Source organism: Bacillus sp. 05T31, assembly GCF_056396725.1.
In genome coordinates this window covers 1-5643 of record NZ_JBFTMA010000245.1, presented here as the reverse complement: position 1 = coordinate 5643, position 5643 = coordinate 1, and the positions used below count along the sequence as shown (strand labels likewise).

Annotated in this window: 4 protein-coding genes and 1 riboswitch; of the genes, 3 read left to right on the top strand and 1 reads right to left on the bottom strand. The window is 36.7% G+C overall.

The features are described from left to right. The coding region (locus tag AC1DJR_RS15700) for a Na+ dependent nucleoside transporter N-terminal domain-containing protein (RefSeq protein WP_477002972.1) at positions 1–140 on the bottom strand (140 nt) is incomplete at its 3' end. Between the two features lie 196 nt (positions 141–336). Beyond that, positions 337–438, bottom strand: a riboswitch (purine riboswitch). A 121-nt stretch (positions 439–559) separates the two neighbouring features. On the opposite strand from AC1DJR_RS15700, the gene rlmD reads away from it, so the two are divergent. From rlmD to AC1DJR_RS15685, 3 genes are all read left to right on the top strand, one after another. Next, positions 560–1936: a 23S rRNA (uracil(1939)-C(5))-methyltransferase RlmD gene (gene rlmD, locus AC1DJR_RS15695; RefSeq protein ID WP_429687010.1), complete on the top strand. Its 1377-nt coding sequence runs from the start codon at positions 560–562 to the stop codon at positions 1934–1936. A gap of 202 nt (positions 1937–2138) precedes the next feature. Further along, positions 2139–3128, top strand: coding sequence for a tRNA dihydrouridine synthase (locus tag AC1DJR_RS15690; protein WP_088293279.1), 990 nt, complete (start codon positions 2139–2141; stop codon positions 3126–3128). 214 nt (positions 3129–3342) lie between these two features. Further along, positions 3343–5361 (top strand): GAF domain-containing sensor histidine kinase, encoded by a 2019-nt coding sequence (locus AC1DJR_RS15685; protein ID WP_477002971.1) that lies wholly within the window; start codon positions 3343–3345, stop codon positions 5359–5361. The last annotated feature ends 282 nt before the right edge of the window (positions 5362–5643 follow it).

Below are 5643 nucleotides of genomic sequence, written 5' to 3'. Positions count from 1 at the left end.
AACATAAACCAACCGATTAAAATTTGGAAACTAATCATAATAGCAATTGCACGGAAGTTGATTTTACTTCTATTGTTTGACAAAGCAAAGCATAAACCTAAAACGACAAGAATACCGATAATGCTCATTACATATTGCATGTAGTTGCCCCTTTCAGAAGTTCGTATAAAGTTTTTACATAAAACGCTCGTTATATTACTAAAAATAAAGTAATGGAAGTTTCATGTCATACGTAAGATGTCTGACCTTTTTGAAAAATAAAAAAAGACCCCTATGGATTCACTTTCATCTATGAGAGAAAGCTAATCAATAGGAGTCTTTTTTATACATAGGCTAATATTCATTAGTTTTCCCCATAGTCCAGCAATTTAAGGTTGCCGGGTAGAAACTCTCGATCCATATTATCGACTATATATGAGGTAACATCGTCCGTATTAAATTAGTAGTAGCGTAACATTACTAGAGAACTATCGTCAATAGCTTTTTTTCTTCCAATAGAAATAGACCATATAAGTATGATAAAATGTAACGCAGTGTTATGAAAAAGAGAGGTCGGAAAATGAGTATAAAAATGACGCCACCAGTTGAAAAAAACGAGTTTATAGATGTAGTGTTTGAAGATTTAACACATGATGGTGCCGGTGTTGCGAAAGTGAAGGGATATCCTATTTTCGTAAAAAACGGATTACCAGGTGAGGAAGCGCAAATTAAAATTATTAAAGTGAAGAAAAACTTCGCGTTTGGTCGTTTAATGAAACTTCATCAAGAAAGTCCATATCGTAAAGATGCAGAATGCCCCGTGTACAACGAGTGCGGAGGTTGTCAACTTCAGCACTTAACATATGAAGGACAATTAAAAGCGAAAGAAAAACAAGTACGTGACGTTATGCAGCGCATCGGTGGATTAAGTGATGTTCCTGTTCATCCTGTACTTGGCATGAAAAACCCGTGGGTATACCGCAATAAAGCACAAGTGCCAATTGGAGAACGTGAAGGTGGACTTGTAGCTGGTTTCTATCGTCAAGGAACGCATGACATCATTAATATGGAATCATGCTTAATTCAGGCGGAAGAAAACGATACATTAATTCAAGAAGTAAAACGTATTTGTGAAAAGCACGGTATTTCGGCTTACAATGAAGAGCGTAACAAAGGAACACTTCGCCACGTAATGGCTCGCTACGGACAAGTAACAGGGGAAATTATGCTTGTCTTYATTACACGTACAGTTGAAYTGCCAAATAAAGAAGCAATCATTGAAGAAATCGCAGCGAAATTCCCAGAAGTAAAATCAATCGTTCAAAACGTAAACACGAAACGTACAAACGTTATTTTCGGAGACAAAACGAAAGTACTGTACGGATCAGAATATATTTATGACTTTATCGGTGACATTAAATTTGCGATTTCAGCACGTTCATTCTATCAAGTAAACCCAGAACAGACGAAAGTGCTATACGATAAAACGTTAGAATACGCAAAATTAAATGGTAACGAAACAGTAATTGATGCCTATTGCGGAATTGGATCAATCTCCTTATTCCTAGCACAAAAAGCGAAAAAAGTGTACGGCGTTGAAATCGTCCCAGAAGCAATCGAAGACGCAAACCGAAACGCAGCACTAAACAACATGACAAACGCTGAATTTGGCGTAGGAGAAGCAGAAGTAGTCATTCCAAAATGGTACAAAGAAGGCGTAATCGCCGACACAATGGTCGTAGACCCACCGCGTAAAGGCTGTGATGAAGCATTACTAAACACAATCATCGACATGAAGCCAAAGCGCGTCGTATACGTATCATGCAATCCAGCAACATTAGCACGCGACTTAAAAGTACTAGAAGAAGGCGGATATAAAACGCAGGAAGTACAACCTGTAGATATGTTCCCGCATACGACTCATGTGGAGTGTGTGGCTTGGCTTAAGTTGGTATAATAAAAAAGCAGTTGATATAGAAAAAATCTATACCATCTGCTTTTTGGTTTATAAAAATACCATTCAGCAACGATTTTAGTTAAAATGAATATTGCTGATTTTCACAAAATATAAATGTCCAAATGTACTTTTGCTATTTGGCTTTATATTTTTAAATTGAGAGTTTGAAATTGTATTCATATTGAGAGGATTTGAATTTGAAATGATAGATAATTTTTGGAATGATTTACCACGACCATTTTTCGTACTTGCACCAATGGAAGATGTGACAGACGTTGTTTTCCGTCACGTAGTAAGTGAAGCTGGTAGCCCAGATGTATTCTTCACAGAGTTTACAAACTCGGATAGCTATTGTCATCCAGAAGGTATGAAAAGTGTACGTGGCCGTTTAATTTTTACAGAAGATGAACAGCCGATAGTCGCGCATATTTGGGGAGATACTCCTGAATATTTCCGTCAAATGAGTATTGGTATGGCAGAGYTAGGATTTAAAGGTATYGATATTAATATGGGCTGCCCTGTACCGAACGTAGCATCAAGAGGAAAAGGTAGTGGTCTTATTCTACGTCCAGACGTTGCGGCAGAACTTATTCAAGCAGCAAAAGCGGGTGGACTACCTGTCAGTGTAAAAACACGACTGGGCTTTAAAGAATTAAGCGAATGGGAAGATTGGTTAACGCACATTTTCAAACAAGATATTGCGAACCTTTCTATTCACTTACGTACAAGAGAAGAAATGAGCCAAGTAGATGCGCACTGGGAACTAATTCCGGAAATTAAAAAGTTACGTGACCGTATCGCACCAAATACGTTAATAACAATCAATGGAGACATTCCTGACCGTCAAACTGGAATGGAACTTGCTGAAAAATACGGTATTGATGGCGTTATGATTGGACGAGGAATCTTTAAAAATCCGTTTGCCTTTGAAAAAGAGCCAAGAGAACATAGCAGTAAAGAACACCTTGACCTTTTAAGACTGCAGCTTGACCTTCAAGATCAATATGCAGAAGTACTACCACGTTCAATCACAGGGCTTCATCGCTTCTTCAAAATTTATGTAAAAGGATTCCCTGGAGCTGCTGAACTAAGAAATCAATTGATGAACACGAAATCAACTGATGAAGTGCGTGCGTTGCTTGATAAGTTTGAGGCGAGTGTTGATAAGGATGGAGATAGTGAAACAGTGTAACTTTTGAAAGTTAGAGGGGATAGGGTGTAGCGATTTTATGAGTGTTTGTTCCATTTTAATTAAGGTGAACCGTATCATAAGTAAGTGAGGTATTCTATGTAAAACAAGGGTAAGAAAAGAATACAGGAGAAAATTGAAAATGGCAGGTTGGTCTTGATTTTCACTGATATTATCATGTTTATTTTATTATGCCTATAACTTGGAGGCTATGTGAATGTTAAGTGATCAGACGAGATATTCTAGGCTCGCGAATATAACAAAAATAATAAATACAAAATTAGAACTACGTGAAGTATTGCAGCGTGTAACAATGGCGATATCAGAGGAGATTGTTAGGTGCAACGCTGTTGGAATTTATTTACCCCAGGAAGATGGAACATTTAGAGGGTTTGCAGGGAAACCAGAGACCATAAATGGCGTAACGCTCGATACTCAGGTAATTGATCCTGAAATAGACTTACTGGCAAAAGAAGTTATTGAAACAAAAAAAACCATCTATATCCCTGATACCTCAAAGGATCATCGGCCGGATCCAAGACCAGTTGATGCGTTCAAAATTAAGTCCTTATTAGCCCTGCCTATCTCATTTGGACAAGAGTTATTTGGTCTGGTTTTTTTATTTGATTATGGAGTTCCAATGAACTTAACAGATTCAGAGATTCAAAGTGTTGAAGCTTATGTAAATATGGCTGCGGTCGCAATTCAAAACGCAAATAATTTAACACAAAAGGAAAACCTTATTKCCGAGAAGCAGCTGTTACTARATGTTACCCGTGATTTATCAATGTGTTCCTCGATACAGGAGAGTTTTGATAAATGTTTTTTTTACTTAGGACAGATTTTAGAGAGTAAAAACATGGCTGCCCACCTTTTAGACCCGCTAGACAAAACAACGATTAAAACAACGAAGTTAAGCAAGGAYTGTKATTGGACAGAAGCGGATTGGRTGGAGAAAAGCTATGAAGCCAAGATCCAAGAGGTTATTCAAACAAAAAATATAGATAGTAAGGGTCTACTGATGATTCCATTGGTTTCAATGGGAGAAGTATTAGGGGTAATCGTCGTTGGCAAAGAGGGAAAAGCTCACAATTACGATAATTCCCAAATTCAACTGGCAAAATCTATCGTTGATGCCACAGCTCCTACGTTTTCAAACTTGTTATATATGGATCAACTTGAAAGCATGGTGGAAGAGCGAACGAGAGAACTAGCTGCTGCTAATGAAAAAGTTACAAGTGTGATTGAAATTATTACGGATGGATTCTTTACTTTGAATAATAAATGGGAATTCACGTACGTAAATAAGCATCAATATTTTCCACAAAGAAAAACAGCAAAAGATGTATTAGGTAAGAATATATGGGAGGTCTTCCCGAGTAGCGTCGACGCAGTTATGTATAAGGAATTTCATCGTGCAATGTCAGAGCGAATTACAGTTCATTTCGAATTTTTTTCTATCTCTGATGAATATTGGCACGAAGTTATTGCATACCCGTATGATGATGGTATTTGTTGTATTTTTAAAAACATAACGGAAAAAAAGCAATATGAGCAGGAATTGAAAAGGTTATCCAACATAGATTTAATAGGACAAATGGCAGCAGGTATCAGCCATGAGATTAGAAATCCAATGACAACAGTAAGAGGATTTTTGCAGTTATTAAAAGAAGAGCACACCTATGAGAAACATAATAAGTACTTTAATTTAATGATTGAAGAACTTGACCGTGCCAATTCTATTATTACTGAATTTCTCTCAATCGGTAATACAAGGAAATCGGATTTGCAGATGTTAGATTTAAATTCAATTATCCACGATATTATTCCTTTAATAAAGATTGATACGTATAATCAAAATAAATATATTCAAGTCGATACAAATGACATTCCGGAATTACTTTTAAATCGTAATGAGATACGGCAATTATTAATAAACCTATACCGTAATGGCTTAGAAGCGATGAGCACAGGGAAAATTCTAACCATTAGCACCTACAAAGAATGTCAAAATTGTGTGGTGCTTGCAGTGCGGGATCAAGGAAAAGGTATCAGGCCTGAAGTATTAGAGAAACTGGGTACTCCATTTTACACGACCAAAGATAATGGAACTGGATTGGGATTAGGCGTATGTTATGCCATTGCTGCCCGGCATAATGCGAAAATAGAAATTCAAACAGGCTCGGAAGGCACTACCTTTTTTGTTAAATTTAATTATGAAAATAATGAACAATAACCTCATTTAGATTAGTTACGGTGAACCGTACCACAAATAAAAAGGAAAACCTAAGTAAACACAATCAATATATTTCACCTGAATTTTGCGTAACATTCATGTTTGAGTTGCCCACTAAATTAGAGTTGCATAAAAAGAAATGGACTAACCTATATCAGGTTAGTCCATTTTTAAGTGTGTTCATTAATAGTAAATYCCCATCCGTAATTTTGCGCGATTATCTCATCCATTTTTGCTGTTTTAAAATCATCCCCAAAAGCATTAATCCACCTAAGACTACAA